This is a genomic window from Rhizobium sp. N324, from assembly GCF_001664485.1.
GTDB lineage: Bacteria > Pseudomonadota > Alphaproteobacteria > Rhizobiales > Rhizobiaceae > Rhizobium.
This window is the reverse complement of the sequence record NZ_CP013630.1, coordinates 2,228,854-2,245,831: the sequence shown is the minus strand read 5'-3', so window position 1 is coordinate 2,245,831 and position 16,978 is coordinate 2,228,854. Positions and strand designations below refer to the sequence as shown.

General features: G+C 62.5%; 13 protein-coding genes. 2 read left to right on the top strand and 11 right to left on the bottom strand.

Annotation, left to right across the window (positions count from 1 at the left end):
- Positions 1 to 26: 26 nt before the first annotated feature.
- Positions 27 to 698 carry a DsbA family oxidoreductase gene (locus AMK05_RS10850; protein ID WP_064838464.1) on the top strand — a complete coding sequence of 224 codons (672 nt, stop codon included), beginning with the start codon at positions 27 to 29 and terminating at the stop codon, positions 696 to 698.
- A 68-nt stretch (positions 699 to 766) separates the two neighbouring features.
- Here the strand turns inward: AMK05_RS10850 and AMK05_RS10845 are convergent, their stop codons facing one another.
- From AMK05_RS10845 to AMK05_RS10830, 4 genes are all read right to left on the bottom strand, one after another.
- Positions 767 to 1,180: an Imm70 family immunity protein gene (locus AMK05_RS10845; RefSeq protein WP_064838463.1), complete on the bottom strand. Its 414-nt coding sequence runs from the start codon at positions 1,178 to 1,180 to the stop codon at positions 767 to 769.
- 536 nt (positions 1,181 to 1,716) lie between these two features.
- A complete protein-coding gene (locus AMK05_RS10840) occupies positions 1,717 to 2,184 on the bottom strand; it encodes an OsmC family protein (RefSeq protein WP_064838462.1) in 468 nt (155 codons plus the stop codon).
- Between the two features lie 15 nt (positions 2,185 to 2,199).
- Complete coding sequence (mfd, locus tag AMK05_RS10835) at positions 2,200 to 5,703, bottom strand: transcription-repair coupling factor (RefSeq protein ID WP_064838461.1); 3,504 nt, start codon at positions 5,701 to 5,703, stop codon at positions 2,200 to 2,202.
- Entirely contained in the window at positions 5,700 to 6,005 is a 306-nt protein-coding gene (locus AMK05_RS10830; protein ID WP_064838460.1) for an FAD assembly factor SdhE, read from the bottom strand. The genes mfd and AMK05_RS10830 overlap by 4 nt, the downstream gene beginning before the upstream one ends.
- Before the next feature lie 92 nt (positions 6,006 to 6,097).
- Between AMK05_RS10830 and recG the strand changes: the two genes are divergently transcribed.
- Positions 6,098 to 8,203 (top strand): ATP-dependent DNA helicase RecG, encoded by a 2,106-nt coding sequence (gene recG / locus AMK05_RS10825; RefSeq protein ID WP_064838459.1) that lies wholly within the window; start codon positions 6,098 to 6,100, stop codon positions 8,201 to 8,203.
- 75 nt (positions 8,204 to 8,278) lie between these two features.
- Here the strand turns inward: recG and AMK05_RS10820 are convergent, their stop codons facing one another.
- The 7 genes from AMK05_RS10820 to ytfR all read right to left on the bottom strand — a co-directional run bounded on the left by AMK05_RS10820 (position 8,279) and on the right by ytfR (position 16,885).
- Positions 8,279 to 8,986 carry a DUF502 domain-containing protein gene (locus AMK05_RS10820; protein ID WP_064838458.1) on the bottom strand — a complete coding sequence of 236 codons (708 nt, stop codon included), beginning with the start codon at positions 8,984 to 8,986 and terminating at the stop codon, positions 8,279 to 8,281.
- A 134-nt stretch (positions 8,987 to 9,120) separates the two neighbouring features.
- The gene (gene glmS, locus AMK05_RS10815) at positions 9,121 to 10,947 is read right to left on the bottom strand and encodes a glutamine--fructose-6-phosphate transaminase (isomerizing) (RefSeq protein WP_064838457.1); all 1,827 of its coding nucleotides are present in this window, start codon (positions 10,945 to 10,947) and stop codon (positions 9,121 to 9,123) included.
- A gap of 111 nt (positions 10,948 to 11,058) precedes the next feature.
- The gene (gene glmU, locus AMK05_RS10810) at positions 11,059 to 12,420 is read right to left on the bottom strand and encodes a bifunctional UDP-N-acetylglucosamine diphosphorylase/glucosamine-1-phosphate N-acetyltransferase GlmU (protein WP_064838456.1); all 1,362 of its coding nucleotides are present in this window, start codon (positions 12,418 to 12,420) and stop codon (positions 11,059 to 11,061) included.
- A gap of 174 nt (positions 12,421 to 12,594) precedes the next feature.
- On the bottom strand, positions 12,595 to 13,371 hold the full coding sequence (locus AMK05_RS10805) for a FadR/GntR family transcriptional regulator (RefSeq protein ID WP_064838455.1): 777 nt from the start codon (positions 13,369 to 13,371) through the stop codon (positions 12,595 to 12,597).
- Positions 13,372 to 13,386: 15 nt separating this feature from the next.
- Positions 13,387 to 14,355 (bottom strand): galactofuranose ABC transporter, permease protein YjfF, encoded by a 969-nt coding sequence (gene yjfF, locus AMK05_RS10800; RefSeq protein WP_064838454.1) that lies wholly within the window; start codon positions 14,353 to 14,355, stop codon positions 13,387 to 13,389.
- The gene (locus tag AMK05_RS10795) at positions 14,352 to 15,365 is read right to left on the bottom strand and encodes an ABC transporter permease (protein ID WP_064838453.1); all 1,014 of its coding nucleotides are present in this window, start codon (positions 15,363 to 15,365) and stop codon (positions 14,352 to 14,354) included. Before AMK05_RS10795 ends, yjfF begins: the two co-directional genes overlap by 4 nt.
- Positions 15,362 to 16,885 (bottom strand): galactofuranose ABC transporter, ATP-binding protein YtfR, encoded by a 1,524-nt coding sequence (ytfR, locus tag AMK05_RS10790; RefSeq protein ID WP_064838452.1) that lies wholly within the window; start codon positions 16,883 to 16,885, stop codon positions 15,362 to 15,364. Before ytfR ends, AMK05_RS10795 begins: the two co-directional genes overlap by 4 nt.
- Between the last annotated feature and the right edge of the window lie 93 nt (positions 16,886 to 16,978).

The window sequence follows — 16,978 nt, the reverse complement described above, 5'->3', positions numbered from 1 at the left end:
GACGCATAGACATAAGGAAAATCATCATGGAGCGTATCACCATCGACGTCGTCTCGGATGTCGTCTGCCCCTGGTGCTATCTCGGCAAGGCGCGGCTGGAACTCGCCATCGCCGAAGTGCAGGACGAAATCGGCGTCGACATCAACTGGCGGCCGTACCGGCTCAATCCCGACTATCCCAAGGAGGGCGTCGACCAGAAGAAGGCGCTGGCTGAGAAGCTCGGCGGCGAGGAGCGCGTGGCGCAGGCCCATAAGATGCTCACCGATTTGGGCCGCGAGGTCGGCATCGCCTTCGATTTCGAGGCGATCAAGATCGGCCCGAACACGCTCGATGCGCATCGGCTGATCCACTGGGCGATGATCGAAGGTCGCGAGAAGCAGGACAAGGCTGTTGACGCCCTGTTCAAGGCGAATTTCGAGGAAGGCCGCAATGTCGGCGACCATGCGGTGCTGCTCGACATCGCCGAAAAGGCCGGCCTCGACCGCTCGGTCATCGCCTCACTGCTTGCCTCCGATGCGGACCGAGATCTGATCGTCGCCGAGATCAAGGCGGCTCAGGAGATGGGCGTCAACGGCGTGCCGTTCTTCATCTTCGACCAGCAGTATGCCGTCAGCGGCGCGCAGACACCCGATGTGCTGGCGAACGCGCTGCGCGATATCGCCAAGGCAAAGGCCGAGGCGCGATCGGGGCTCAACTGAGGCCGGCCGTGCAGATCGAGAGCGAAGACCCGACACCTTGGCCGCGTGCCGTTATTTTGCTCCCGCTCTCATTGGAACAAGATAGGCAAGTTTCGCTCGATACTGATATTAGTCAGACCTTGGAGGCGGTCCAAGAGAGGCTCACCGTCCACGTCAAAGAAGCAGTCAAAGAGATTGATCGGGTAAAGCCCGAAAGTCTTAGCAACGTCCGACTTCCAATCGCCCCCAAGAGGCACAGGTGGTAGCGTCATAAACCTATCGGTGATTGTAGCAAACTCCGCCCGCAATAGGACAGATTCCTCGGGAGACCACAGTCCGTCACAGTCAGAATGCAACATCAGCGTCGGGCATCTCGATCCTTCAACGCCTCCTTCCACATGCGTCGCAACGGCCGCACGGAACGTGCCGAAGTCGGCATAGGAACCGACTTCGACGCCGTCCAGCTCGTCGTCATCGTCAAAGATGCAGAGATACAGCCCCATCAGTAATCTTCCCGAAGTATCACATCCTTCGTCTTCCTAATTAGATCAAGAAGACAAGGATGATACTTACATGCTTTAGGTACCTTAATGACGAGTTTAAGACCCTCGGACGCCGCGCGGAAAGCCAACAACCTGATTTGATAGGTCGCACGAAGGGTGCCCACGTTCTTCACGAGATATAGCCTATTAAACGTCTCTGCATCAGCTCTTGCGCCCCGAGGCGTTTGGTGTCTTGTTTGCGTGGTCATGACTTTTAGTTTCTATCTCGGCAGCGGTTGAATGATCACTCCTCAGCGAGCGAGCCAGCCCCCTACCTGCTTATAATTTTGACGGTGGCGTCGACACATTCAATTCCCTTATAAGGTAAGCGATGTTTAATCCCCACGTTGCTCTATCTGGCGTAATCTGTGATCGGCTGTTCTCTTTCGAACGCGCTGCTCAGCGAGGCGTCGATGGCTACGTGCGAGCGGCATCCCCCGTCCGTCAATAAGTGAAGCAGATCCGGCAGGATTAGCGCTTGGCAATTGGTTTCAGCTTCACCCCAAAACCGGAATGCAGCGCACCTCGGTCTTTACCGAATTGGCGATGAAACATTCATCGTGGGCGCGGTGATGCAGGGCTTCGAACTCGCTCAAAGAGGGCAGCCTCTCACCGCTGAAGACGACATGCGGCCTCAGCGTCACGACGGTCATGGCGAGACGGCCTTCGGCGTTCTTCTCCATGATGCCCTCGGCGGCATCGGTGTAGCTGTCGACGCAAAATCGCTGCTTTGCGGCGATCGACAGGAACCACAGCATGTGGCAGCTGGAGAGCGAGGCGACGAACGCCTCTTCCGGATCGACGGCGTCTTCGGCGGAATAGGGCAGCGGAACGACATGTGAGGACGAGGACGCCCTCACCTCGATGCCGCCGTCGAAAGTCCAGCGATGGGCGCGGCTATAGCGATTGTCGATGAAGGTCTCGCCGTTCCGCTCCCAGGCGATCGTCGCGCCGTATGTCGCCATCTCTCTTCCTCTGTTCTATTTCGCCATCTCGGCCAGTTGCGTCATGATAACGGCAGCGCCCTGCAGGCGTTTTTCCGGGGTCGGCAGATCGCGGGTCAGGAACAGGCTGTGGTCGGGGCGGATCTTCGCCATCGTGCCCTGTTTGCCGATATAGCCGACGAGATTTGCCGGGTTGGGGAATTCCTTGTTGCGGAACTGCACCACGACGCCCTTCGGGCCGGCATCGAGTTTTTCGACATTGGCGGTGCGGCAGAGCGATTTGATGTAGACGATCTTCAGGAGATGCTGAACTTCGATCGGCATCGGCCCGAAGCGGTCGATCATCTCGGCGCCGAAGCCGTCGATCTCCTTGAGTTCGGTGATTTCGCCGAGACGGCGGTAAAGCGCCATGCGCAGATGCAGGTCAGGAACGTAACCCTCAGGGATCATCACGGTCGTGCCGACGGAGATTTGCGGCGACCAGCCGGTGTCGTGGATCTCGTCGATACCCTTGACCTCGGCGACCGCCTCTTCCAGCATCTGCTGATAGAGTTCGAAGCCGACCTCCTTGATGTGGCCGGACTGCTCTTCGCCGAGCAGGTTGCCGGCGCCGCGGATATCGAGGTCGTGGCTTGCCAGCTGGAAGCCGGCACCGAGCGTATCGAGCGACTGCAGCACTTTCAGCCGGCGGTCGGCCGTCGCCGTCAGCACCTTGTTGACAGGCAGGGTGAAGAGCGCGAAAGCGCGCACCTTCGAGCGGCCGACGCGGCCGCGCAGCTGATAGAGCTGGGCAAGGCCGAACATATCGGCACGGTGGACGATCAGCGTGTTGGCTGTCGGCACATCGAGGCCGGATTCGACGATGGTTGTGGACAGCAGCACATCGTAGCGGCCTTCATAGAAGGCGTTCATGATGTCTTCGAGTTCGCCGGCCGGCATCTGGCCATGGGCGACAGCAACCTTCAGCTCCGGCACATCCGACTGCAGGAAGGCGTGCACATCGGCGAGATCGGCGAGCCGCGGGCAGACGTAAAAACTCTGGCCGCCGCGATAGTGCTCGCGCATCAGCGTCTCGCGGATGACCAGGCTGTCGAAGGGCGAGATGAAGGTGCGCACCGCCATGCGGTCGACCGGCGGCGTGGTGATAAGCGACAGTTCGCGCACGCCGGTCATGGCAAGCTGCAGCGTGCGCGGGATCGGCGTCGCCGACAGGGTCAGAACGTGCACGTCGCTCTTCAGCTCCTTCAGCCGCTCCTTGTGCTTGACGCCGAAATGCTGCTCCTCGTCGATGACGAGGAGGCCGAGATTGGCGAATTTGATGCCGGCGCCGAGCAGCGCATGCGTGCCAACGACGATATCGGTCTTGCCCTCCGCCACTTCCTTCTTGGTCAGCGCCAATTCCTTGGCGCCGACAAGGCGCGAGGCCTGCTGGACACGCACCGGCAGGCCGCGGAAGCGCTCTGAAAAGGTCTTGAAATGCTGGCGGGCAAGCAAGGTCGTCGGCACGACGATGGCAACCTGGACGCCGTTCATCGCAGCGACGAAGGCGGCGCGCAGCGCCACTTCGGTCTTGCCAAAGCCGACGTCACCGCAGACCAGACGATCCATCGGCCGGCCAGCGCCGAGATCGGAGCGCACCGCGTCGATGGCGTTATCCTGGTCCTCGGTCTCATCATAGGGGAAACGGGCGGCAAACTCGTCGTAAAGGCCGTCCGGCGTCGTCAGCATCGGCGCGTGGCGGGTCAGCCGCTCGGCGGCGATGCGGATCAGGGCATCGGCCATATCGAGCAGGCGCTTTTTCAGCTTGGCCTTGCGCATCTGCCAGGCGCCACCGCCGAGCTTGTCGAGCTGGGCCTCGGTGCCCTCGCCGCCATAGCGCGAGAGAAGATCGATGTTTTCGACCGGCAGGAAGAGTTTGGCCTCGTCGGCATATTGCAGTTCGAGGCAGGCATGCGGCGCGCCTGCGGCCTCGATGGTCTTCAACCCGATGAAGCGGCCGATGCCGTGTTCGGCGTGGACGACGATCGAGCCCTCGTCGAGGCCGGCGACCTCGGCGATGAAATCGGCGGCGCGCTTGCGGCGCTTGGAGCGGCGCACCATGCGGTCGCCGAGAATATCCTGCTCGCCGATGACGATGAGATCGCCCGCCTCGAAGCCGGATTCGAGATTAAGCACGGCGGCCGCCGCCTCGCCTTTGCCCAGCGCGCCGACATCCTTCAGCGCCTCGACCGGCTTGACCTTCTCCAGACCATGCTCGTTCAGCACCTGCAGCAGGCGCTCCAGCGAGCCTTCGGTCCAGGCGGTGACCAGCACTTTCGCTCCGCCTGCCCGCCGATCAGCGATATGCTTGACGACAACGTCGAAGATATTGATGCGTTCGGCATCGCCGCCGCCCTCGGCATTCGAGCGGGCCCAGCGCTGGCCCTGGCGAGCGTCGATATTGACGACCCGCCTCGCCTCGCCCTCGATCTCGTTGAAGGGGCTGATGCGGATCGCCCCGAGCGCGTCGAGGGTTTTGGCGAAAAGCTTGCTGTCGAGATAGAGCTGGCCGGGCGTCACCGGCTTGTAGGGCGTGCCTTGGGCCATCTGACCTTTGGCCGGCTGGCCGGAATTCAGGCGGGCATCGTAATAATCGAAGACCAGCTTGGAGCGCTCCTCGGCTGCCTCACGCACCGTATGGTCGGTGACGACGCGGAAACCGCTGAGATAATCGAAGACGGTATCGAGCTTCTCGTAGAAGAGCGGCAGCCAGTGCTCCATTCCGGGATAACGGCGGCCTTCGGAAACGGCGAGATAAAGTGCGTCGTCACGCGTCGTCGCGCCGAAAGCCGAGAGGTAATTCTTGCGGAAGCGGCTGATCGTGTCGGGTGTCAGTGTCACCTCGCTCATCGGATTGAGGTCAAGCGAGCGCACCTGGCCGGTCGTGCGCTGGCTCGCCGGATCGAAACTGCGGATCGATTCCAGCGTGTCGCCGAAGAAATCGAGGCGGACCGGCTCTTCCGAACCCGGCACGAAGACGTCGAGAATACCGCCACGCACGGCATATTCGCCGACTTCGCGAACCGTCGCCACACGGTCGAAGCCGTTGCGCTCCAGGCGGCAGGCGAGATCGTCCATGCGCAGCTGGTTGCCGGGGCGAGCCGAAAAGCTCAGGCTTTCGATAACATCCTGCGGCGCCACCTTCTGCAGCATGGCATTGGCGGTGACGAGCACGATGGCCGCATGCGGCTTCTTGCGATGAGCGATGAGGCCGCCGAGTGCGGCCAGCCGGCGGGCCGAGGTATCGGCGCTCGGCGAGACGCGGTCATAGGGCAGACAGTCCCAGGCCGGCAGCGTGAGAACCGGAATATCGGGGGCGACGAAGCCCAGCATCTGCTCGAGATCGGCCATGCGGTGGCCGTCCGATATGACATAAGCGACCGGCTCTCCCGCCCGGGCGAGTTCGGCCAGCAGCAGCGGTTCGAGGCCGACAGGCACATTGCCGATCGTCAGCGGCTCGGCAATGGCCGCAAGCTTCTTCGCATCAAAACCAGGGATCATTCCGGCGTCCTGAGGGGCTTGTCGAAATCGGGCGTATAGGCGGCAAGGCGGGCAAAGATCGGTGTCTTGAAACGCTCGGGGACCGGCCATGTTCCCATGATCCAGCGGACCAGATCATTGTCTTCCTCAGCCATGATCGTCTCGAATTCGTCGAGCTCGGCTTCCGAAAGCGTCGCGATCTCGGCTTCGGCGAACTGGCCGAAGACCAGATCCATCTCGCGGATGCCGCGGTGCCAGCAGCGGAAAAGGATCCGGCGGCGGCGCGGGTCGAGACCGGCACTGGTGAGCGTGACACCTGTCATGGCATTACCTTCCTGTTGATGCGCCTCTATAGACCCTGGAAAGCGGCTTGTCAGCCTTGCCAAGGCCGCATTGTTCATCGCATTTTGGCCGCATGCGCCCCGCCATTCTCGATCCTCTGTTTTCCCCCATTTCGGGCCTTCCGGGCGTCGGCCCGAAGATCGCCGAACTGCTGGTCAAGCTGCTCGGGCGCGAGACGCCGGAGGATTGCCGGGTCATCGATCTCATCTTCCATGCGCCCTTTTCGCTGATCGATCGGCGCAACCAGCCGGGCATCGCCCGCGCGCCGCAGGGCGCGATCGTGACGATCACCGCGCGCGTCGACCGGCACCAGGTGCCGCCGCGTGGCAAGAGCAATGTGCCCTACCGGGTCTTTCTGCATGACGAGACCGGCGAGCTGACACTGGTCTTTTTCCGCGGCCAGGCCGCCTGGCTAGAAAAGCAGCTGCCGATCGATGCGGAGGTGACGGTCAGCGGCAAGGTCGACTGGTTCAACGGCCGCGCCTCGATGGTGCATCCGGACTATATCGTCAGGGCCGATGAGGCGGAGAACCTGCCGCTGGTCGAGCCGATCTATCCGCTGACGGCAGGACTTTCACCGAAGACATTGCGCAAGATCATCGACGCTGCCTTGCCGCGTTTTCCCGAGCTGCCGGAATGGATCGACCCGGCGCTGGCGCAGAAGCAGGGTCTGCCGTCGATCCGCGACAGCTTTCATATGCTGCACGAGCCGCGCGACCCCGCCGATATAGACCCACAGGCCCCAGCGCGGCGGCGGCTTGCCTATGACGAGTTCCTCGCCGGCCAGCTTTCACTGAGCCTGGTGCGCCAGCGGCTGCGCAAGGTGGCGGGCCAGCCGGTGGAGGCGACGGGAGACATCAGCGGCAAGATCCTGAAGTCCCTGCCCTTTTCGCTCACATCAAGCCAGAACGAGGCGATCGCCGAGGTTTTGCAGGACATGGCCGGGGCCGAGCGCATGCTGCGGCTGCTGCAGGGCGATGTCGGCTCCGGCAAGACGCTGGTGGCGCTGATGGCGATGGCGGCGGTGATCGAGAGCGGCGGCCAGGCCGTGCTGATGGCGCCGACCGAAATCCTGGCGCGCCAGCACCACGCGACGATCTCGAAATTCGCCGCCTCCGCCGGGCTTGGCATCGAGGTGCTGACCGGCCGCACCAAGGGGCGTGAGCGCGAGGAGATCCTCGAACGCATCGCCTCAGGCGCGGCACAGATCATCATCGGCACGCATGCGCTGTTCCAGGACAGCGTCTCTTACGCAAAGCTGATGCTGGCCGTCGTGGACGAGCAGCACCGTTTCGGCGTGCATCAGCGCCTGAGGCTGACCGCCAAGGGCATCTCGCCGCACATGCTGGTGATGACGGCGACGCCGATCCCGCGCACGCTGGTGCTTGCCGCCTTCGGCGATATGGATGTTTCCAAGCTCACGGAAAAACCTGCCGGCCGTAAGCCGATCCAGACGATCACCGTGCCGATGGAACGAACAGGCGAAATCGTCGGCCGGTTGCAGGGCGCGCTTGCCGAGGGCAAGAAGGCCTACTGGATCTGCCCGCTGGTCGAAGAATCCGAAGAGCTCGACCTGATGTCGGCCGAGGAGCGGCATGCGACGCTCGTTTCCGCCCTCGGCCCCGATATCGGCCTCATCCACGGCCGCATGAGCGGACCGGAGAAGGATGCGGCGATGATGGCGTTCAAGAACGGCGAGACCCGGCTGCTCGTCGCCACCACCGTCGTCGAGGTCGGCGTCGACGTGCCGGATGCGACGATCATGGTGATCGAACATGCCGAACGCTTCGGGCTGGCGCAATTGCACCAGCTGCGCGGCCGGGTCGGGCGCGGCGACGAGGCCTCGACCTGCATCCTGCTCTACAAGGGGCCACTCGGCGAAACCGGCCATGCCCGGCTGTCGATCATGCGCGAGACCGAGGACGGCTTTCGCATCGCCGAGGAAGACCTGAAGCTGCGCGGCGAAGGCGAATTGCTCGGCACCCGCCAGTCCGGCACGCCGGGTTTCCGCATCGCCAGCCTCGAGGCGCATGCCGACCTGCTGGAAATCGCCCGCAAGGATGCCGCCTATCTGATCGAGCGCGATCCGGAGCTCACCAGCGAAAGAGGACAGGCGATCCGCACCCTGCTCTATCTCTTCCGCCGCGATGAGGCGATCCGGTTCCTGAGGGCAGGATAAGCGCGACGCGCTCTATCTCTTCTTTCCATGCATGTCGTTATCCCAAAACCGCCAAACACTTTTGGGCGACATGCATCAATCCGCTTTTGAAACCGCCACCGGCTTCGGCCGCGGCAAATGCTTCTGCTTCGGCTCGGACGGCATGTGTCCTGGGGCGACGAGGCCGCCCGATATCAGGAACTTGGCGGCGTCTTCCGGGCTCATGTCGAGCAGGACGATCTTTTCGCGGGGGACGAAGACGAGGAAACCGGCCGTCGGCACCGGCGTCGGCGGCAGGAAGACGGCCACCATGTCCTGGCCCATGGCGTTGAACTTCGACGCGATCTCTCCCTTGGCATCGGTGGCGATGAAGACCAGCGCCCAGAGGCCGGGACCGGGATATTCGATGAGGCCGACCTTCTTGAAGGAGTTCGCCTGCTCCTTCAGAACGGTTTCGAAAATCTGCTTCACGCTTCGATAGATCGTGCGCACCAGGGGCATGCGCTGGACGACTGATTCACCGAAACGGACGATGCTCTGGCCGATCAGGTTCTTGCCGAGGAAGCCGACGACGGTGATCAGCACGACGGCGATCAGCAGGCCGAAACCGGGAATAGCGAAATTGAGATAGCTTTCCGGATTCCAGCGCGCAGGAATATAGGGCCTGACCCAGCTGTCCGACCAGTGGATGAAGGTCCAGGTCAGCCAGATGGTAATCGCGATCGGCGCGCAGATGATCAGGCCTGCGAGAAAATTATTCCTCAGCCGGGTCGCGACCGGCATTCTGGGGGTGTTGTCGGTCATCTCTCCTGATGAGCTCCATCTCGGTCCTGGACAGGCCGGAACGCCGGCCTTTCCCCCTTGTCCGCCTGGTAAAACTGCCAGAATTCGGGGCGTGGCACAATATGTTTCGGCGCGAAGATCGGATCCTCGCGGGCTTATTCCACGGTCACGGATTTCGCCAGATTGCGCGGCTGATCGACGTCGGTGCCCATGAAGACGGCGGTGTGATAGGCGAGCAGCTGGATCGGCAGCGAGAAGATCATCGGCGCGATGATTTCGTCGACCACAGGCAGAGTGATCGTCGCCAAGGTCGGCAGTTTCGAGGCCGCCGCCCCCGCCTCGTCGGTGATGAAGATGATGCGGCCGCCGCGGGCTGCGACCTCCTGCATATTGGAGACCGTTTTTTCGAAGAAACGGTCGTAAGGAGCGATGACGATCACCGGCATGTTCTCGTCGATCAGCGCGATCGGCCCGTGCTTCAATTCGCCGGCGGCATAACCTTCGGCGTGAATATAGGAAATTTCCTTGAGCTTCAGCGCGCCTTCCATGGCGAGCGGAAAGCTGGTGCCGCGGCCCAGATAGAGCACGTCCTTGCATTTCGACAATTCGCGCGACAGGCTTTCCATCTGCGGCTGGATGAGGTTCAGCACCCGGCTCATGATGCGCGGCATTTCGGCGAGATGGCGCACCAGCGCCCTCTCCTCCTCGGCGCTCACCGTGCCGCGCGCCTTGCCGGCGCCGATCGCCAGCGATGCCAACACGGCCAGCTGGCAGGTGAAAGCCTTGGTCGAGGCGACGCCGATTTCAGGGCCGGCCATGATCGGAAACACGGCGTCGGATTCGCGGGCGATCGTCGATTCGCGGACATTAACGACGGCGCCGATCTTCAGGCCGTTCTCCCGGCAATAGCGCAGCGATGCCAGCGTATCGGCGGTCTCGCCGGATTGCGAGATGAAGAGCGCCGCCTGCGACGGCGACAGCGGCATTTCGCGGTAGCGGAATTCGGAGGCGACGTCGATCTCCACAGGCAGGCGGGCATAACGCTCGAACCAGTATTTGCCGACAAGGCCGGCCAGATAGGCGGTGCCGCAGGCCGAGATTGCCAGGCCGGTCGCCGCCTTGAAATCGATCGCGGCGGCATTGGCGCCGATCGTGTTCTCGGCGAAATCGACGTAATGGCTGAGGGCGTGGGAGATGACCTCCGGCTGCTCGTAGATTTCCTTTTCCATGAAATGGCGGTGGTTGCCCTTGTCGACGACATAGGCGGTCGCTTGCGAGATCTGGCGGGCGCGCTTGACCGGCTTGCCGTCAAAATCGATGACGGCGACGCTATCGCGGGTGATGACGGCGCAATCGCCGTCGACGAGATAGGTGATCTCATTGGTGAAGGGCGACAGCGCGATCGCATCCGAGCCAAGGAACATCTCGCCGCGGCCATAACCGACGGCAAGCGGCGGACCGGAACGGGCAGCCATGATCGTGCCGGGATCGGCCTTGAGCATGACGGCGAGCGCATAGGCGCCGGTCAGCCGGTTCAGCATCTGGAGCATGGCGGCGCGCGGCTCCATTCCCTCGCGCAGGTATTTTGCCATCAGCTGGGCGACGACCTCGGTGTCGGTCTGGGTTTCGAAGACCGCGCCCTTCGCGGTCAATTCGTCGCGCAGCTCGGAGAAGTTCTCGATGATGCCGTTATGAACGACGGCGACACCTTCGACGAAATGCGGATGGGCATTGGTTTCGTTGGGAACACCGTGGGTCGCCCAGCGCGTGTGCGCAATACCGACCAGGCCTGGGAGCGGCTCGGCGTCGAGGCGCTTTTCCAGGTTGAACAGCTTGCCTTCGGCGCGGCGGCGATCCATCACCCCCTCATGGATGGTGGCAACGCCAGCGGAATCATAACCGCGATATTCGAGACGCTTCAGCGCATCGACCAGCCGCCCGGCTACAGGCTGAGTTCCGACGATCCCCACAATTCCGCACATGCAATATCCCCACAAGGCTCCGACAATCGAGGCCAGTCCTAACGATTCCCGCTTAGTTATCAATCACCTCGGCGGTCACTTTCAATTTCCGCCGGTTACGCAAAGCGCCCCTCAGGCCTTAGCCTTCTTCGCCGCCTTGATGGCGAGCGCGCGCTCGCGCAGCAGCGATGCACGACCGGGCTTGATCTCCTGCCGGGCACGGCCGAGCGCCAGCGCATCGGCCGGGACGTCGGCGGTGATGACGCTGCCGGAGGCGATATAGGCGCCGTCGCCGATCGTTACCGGGGCGACCAGTGAGGAGTTGGAACCGATGAAGGCGTTTTCGCCGATCACCGTCTCAGCCTTGTTGACCCCGTCATAATTGCAGGTGATCGTGCCGGCGCCGATATTGCTGCCGGCGCCGACGATGGCATCGCCGATATAGGTGAGATGGTTGACCTTGGCGCCCTCGCCGATCCGGCCATTCTTCACCTCGCAGAAATTGCCGACCTTCGAACCATTGCCGAGATCGGCACCTGGCCGCAGCCGCGCGAAGGGGCCGACGGTGGCGCCTTGGCTGACATGGGCACCTTCGATATGCGAGAAGGCATGGATGACGGCGCCGCTGTCAATCACCGCGCCGGGGCCGAAGACGACGTTCGGCTCGATCAGCGCATCCTGGCCGATGACGGTGTCGTAAGAGAGAAAGACCGTTTCCGGCGCAATCATGGTGACGCCTGACAGCATCATCTGGTGGCGGCGGCGCTCCTGCCAGAAGCGCTCGATGACGGCGAGTTCGGCCCGGGTGTTGCAGCCAGTCATCTCGATTTCAGGGGCGTCGACGGCGGTGACGCGGCCACCGAGTGAGCGGGCGATCTCGACGAGATCGGTCAGATAGAATTCGCCCTTGGCGTTGGCGTTGCCGATGCGCGAGAGCAGATCGAGCGCCTTGCGGCCGTTGATCGCCATCAGCCCGCTGTTGCACCAGGTCACAGTGCGCTCGGCATCGGTCGCGTCCTTTTCCTCGCGGATGGCGATGAGTTCGCCGTCCTTGACGAGCAGGCGGCCGTAGCCGGTGGGGCGATCGGTATGGAAGCCGATGACGACGATATCGCTGCCGTCGGCAAGGCCCTGGCGGGCGGCCTTCAGCGGCCCGTCGGTCTGCAGCGGCACGTCGCCATAGGTGACCAGAATATCGTCATAACCCTTGGCGATCGCTTCGCGCGCCGCCAATACCGCATGGCCGGTGCCGAGCCGCTCTTTCTGCAGGCAGGCTTCGATGCCGACGCCGGCAATCGTTGCAGCCTTTGCCACCTCCTCGGCATCGCGGCCGACGACGAGCGCGACGGAGAAAATGCCGGCGGAGGCGACTGCCTCGACCACGTGGGCGATCATCGGCCGTCCGGCGACCGAATGCAGCACCTTCGATTTCGAGGATTTCATCCGCGTGCTGTCACCGGCGGCAAGGATGACGGCAAGACAAGTACGTTCCATGATCTGCTCCGCGAATCCGCGCCATGAGGCGGCTTTGTTGCCTCATACTGCATAATTCCTGAAATCGGAATCGATTTTCGGCAAGCACGTCGGGTGGATTGAAAGTCTTGCAGCGTGCTTTGCGCGCCCGAAAAGGCGCGCGGCGCTCTCGGATCAGCAAAGCCTTTACGGGTGTTAAATTTCAGTCGAAATCGACACGATGACGGTCTCCGAACCGCGGGCTGCGAAGGCCTCGTGCACATGGTGACGGCCGTCCAGGATGACGAGCTCCATGGCGCGGCGCGCAGCAAGGCTGTCACCGGAAACGATCGCATCGACGATGCGCATATGGGTGTCGGCGATATTGGCGAAGCCGTTTTCGGTGGGCGGCGTGCTCATACGGAACATGCCGACGAGGGCCGCCTCGATCAGGCTGCCCAAGGTGCGCATAAAGGGATTGTGCGAGGCTTCGGCGATCGCCAGGTGAAAGCGAAGGTCGGCAAGCGCCAGGCTGTCGGCCGTATGCCCACTCGCCGCCATATCGAGCGCCAGTGCGCGCAGCGTCTCGATATCCTCGGCATTCGCCCGTTCGGCGACGAGACCGGCGGCGAAGGGTTCGACCGCGAGACGGATATCGTAGAGCTGCAGCAGGAACTCTTCGGTTACGCCATTGTCGAAGTGCCAGGCGATGATCTCGCTGTCGAACATGTTCCAGAGGTTCTTCTCGGTCACACGCGTGCCGACCCTCGCCTTGGCGACGACCATGCCCTTGGCGGCGAGCGTCTTCATCGTCTCGCGCAAGACGGTGCGGGACACCTTGAAGCGCTGCGCCAGTTCGGTATCGCCAGGCAGGATAGAGCCGACAGGATAGGTGCTGGCGACGATCGCCTTGCCGAGTTCGTCGACCACCTGCGCGTGGCTCGTCCGGGTTCTGCGCCCCGTCTTACGTGTCTCTTCCAATGTGTTGCGCAAGCGATCCCTCTCCCCTCAGGCGTACCTCTTGTTCAGACTGGAAACGAACAGGATGGCTTTCTGCATCAGAATGAATGCAAACAGCAGAAGGCCGATCAGGATCTTGGTCCACCAGCTCGACAGCGTGCCGTCGAAGGTGATGTAAGTCTGAATGAGCCCCTGGATCAGGATCCCGATGAAGGTTCCCGCCACGAATCCCGCTCCTCCGGTCAGCAGCGTCCCCCCGATGACGACCGCCGCGATGGCATCGAGTTCGACGCCGACTGCTGCAAGAGAATATCCGGCAGAGGTGTACAGCGAAAAAACGATCCCGGATAGGCCTGCCAGGAAACCCGACAGCGCATATATCTGGATTGTCGTGCGTCCCACAGGCACGCCCATCAGCCGCGCCGTCTGCGGGCCGCCGCCGAGTGCATAGACATTGGTGCCGAAGCGGGTGCGCTGGGCGATGAAAATGCCAACCGCAAAGACCAGAAGCATGATGCCGCCGATCAGCGTCAGCCGGCCGCCTCCGGGCAGGCGCCAATAGAGGCTCGTCAGCGTCGAATAATAGTCGTGGTCGATCGGGATGCTGTCGATCGAGAGCACGAAGGCCATGCCGCGCGCCAGGAACATGCCGGCGAGCGTGACGATGAAGGCCGGCATTTCGAGATAGTGGATGATTGCGCCCATGACCGCGCCGAAAGCGGTGGTGATGACCAGCACCAGCGCGAAGGCCAGTAGCGGATGGATCGAGGTCTTCTGCAGGATCACCGCGAGAAAGACGCCGGTGAAGGCGATGATCGAACCGATCGACAGATCGATGCCGCCCGAGATGATGACGAAGGTCATGCCGACGGCGGCGATGCCGAGGAAGGTGTTGTCGGTCAGAAGATTGCCGATGACGCGGGTCGACAGCATGTTCGGATATTGCAGCGTGCAGCCGGCATAGGCGAGCACGAAGATGACGATGGTCGCCAGCAGCGGCAGGTATTTGGAGTTCATTTCGGCTGCTCCCTTCCGCCCTGCCGGCGGCTGGCGAAGATGGCGAGCGACTGCACCGCCGGCGACTGGATGACGAGGATGACGATAATGATGACCGCCTTGATGATCAGGTTGAATTCGGGCGGGAAACCGGAGGACAGAATGCCAGTATTCACCGCCTGGATGATCATCGCGCCGATCAGCGATCCGAGGATGCTGAAGCGTCCGCCGAGCAACGAATTGCCGCCGACGACAACGGCGAGGATGGCGTCGAGTTCCAGCCAGAGGCCGGCATTGTTGGCATCGGCGCCCTTGATGTCGGCGGCGACGATGATGCCCGCGATCGAGGCGCAGAGACCGCTCAGCATGTAGACCGCCATCAGCAGCACCGGCGTCCGAATGCCCGACAGCGTGCTGGCGCGGCGATTGATGCCGACGGCCTCGATCAGCATGCCGAGCGCAGTGCGGCGGACGAGCAGAATGACGAGCAAGGCGACGAGCAGCCAGATGACCACAGGCATCGGCAGGAGCGCCAGGGAACCGCTGCCGAAGAAGGTAAGCCCGTCATTGTTGAAGGTGAGGATGGCGCCTTCGGTGATGAGCTGGGCGATGCCGCGGCCGGCGACCATCAGCACCAGCGTGGCGATGATCGGCTGGATATTGAGGACCGCCACCAGGAAACCGTTCCAGACGCCGCAGGCAATGCCGATCGCCAGCGTCAGGACAATGGTGTAGGCCACTGAATTTCCTGCGACAATCGACGAGGCGGCGACGGCGCCGCAAATGGCGATGACAGCGCCGACGGACAGGTCGATGCCCTTGGTGGCGATCACCAGTGTCATGCCGATCGCCAGCAACGCCACCGGCGCGCCGCGATTGAGCACATCGATCAGGCTCCCGTAAAGCCGGTCGTTCTGAACAACGACATTAAAAAACTGCGGCGACGTGATGAAATTCAACAAAAGAATGACAACGAGCGCAATCAATTGCGGCGCCAGGCGATAAGCCAGCGCCTTCAGCGAGGACCTCATGCATCCTCCTTCTTATGTTCGGCGGCAGCAATGGCTTCGACAATGCCGGCCGCGGTGATACGTTCGCCGGTGAGTTCGGCGATATGCTGTCTGTCACGAAGGACGATGACACGTGAACTATAGGCGACAAGCTCTTCAAGTTCCGAGGAAATCACGATCAGCGACATGCCTTCGGCGCAGAGCTGTTCGATGAGCTTGATGATCTCGGCATGGGCGCCGACATCGATGCCGCGGGTCGGCTCGTCGAGGATCAGAAACTTCGGATTGGTCGCCAGCCAGCGGGCGAGGATCGCCTTCTGCTGGTTGCCGCCGGAGAGCAGGCGGATCGGCTTTTCGCGATCGGTGGTGCGGATATCGAGCGCCTTGATGTAGCGGTCGGCAAGCGCATTCTGCTCGGCGCGCGACAGCGGCCGGGTCCAGCCGCGGCGCGCCTGCAGCGCGAGCGCGATATTCTCCCGGATCGACAGGTCGCCGATGATGCCATCGGTCTTGCGGTCCTCGGGGCAGAAGCCGAAACCTTTTTCGATGGCCGCGCGCGGGCTCGAAAGCGTCACCGGCTGACCGTCGATCGTGGCGCTGCCGCTGTCGGCATGCTCGATACCGAAGAGAAGCTCGGCGGTTTCGGTGCGGCCGGAGCCGAGCAGACCGGCAACGCCGACCACCTCGCCGACACGCACATCGAGATCGAAGGGCTTGACCTTGCCGCGCTTGCCGTAGCCGGCGAAGCGGTAGCGCACCTCACCGGCTGCGAGGTTGTGCTCCCTCACCGTCTCCTCGACATGCGCCAATTCGCGCCCGAGCATCATGGCGATCAGGCCCTTGCGCGGCAGATCGACGACGTCGCGGGTGCCGACGAGCTTGCCGTTGCGCAGCACGGTGATCCGGTCGCTTATCGCATAGACCTGCTCGAGAAAATGAGTAATAAAAACAATGCCAAGACCGCGCTTCTTCAGATCCTCGATGATGCGGAAGAGCAGTGCCACTTCCTGGTTGTCGAGGCTGGCGGTGGGCTCATCCAGGATCAGCACCTTGCCGGAAAGATCGACGGCGCGGGCGATGGCGACCACCTGCTGGACGGCGACGGAGAAGCGGCCAAGCTCGGCAGTCACGTCGATATCGATGCCGTAACCGGTCAGTAGTTCGCGCGCCTTACGGTTCATCGCGCGCACGTCGGTCATGCCGAAACGCCTTGGCTGGCGTCCGAGAAAGAGATTTTCGGCGACGCTCAGATTGGCCAGCAGGTTGACCTCCTGGTAGACCGTGCCGATGCCGAGCTTCTGAGCGGCGAGCGTGTTGGCCGGATTGATTTCCTGACCGTCGAGCGTCAGGCTGCCCTCGTCACGATGATAGGCGCCGGTGAGGCATTTGATCAGTGTCGATTTGCCGGCGCCATTCTCGCCCAGCAGCGCGTGCACCTCGCCCTTGCGCAGCGAGAAATCGACCTTGTCCAACGCCACTGCGCCGGGAAAGAATTTCGATATTCCGGAAGCTGCGAGAACGTTCTCGAAATCGTGAATCATAAGGGTGTGTTTTCCTGATATTGACGGCAAAAGCCGCGCCGCGGCCGGACATGACGTCCCAAGGCGGCAAGGCAGTTCCGCACCGGTCCATGA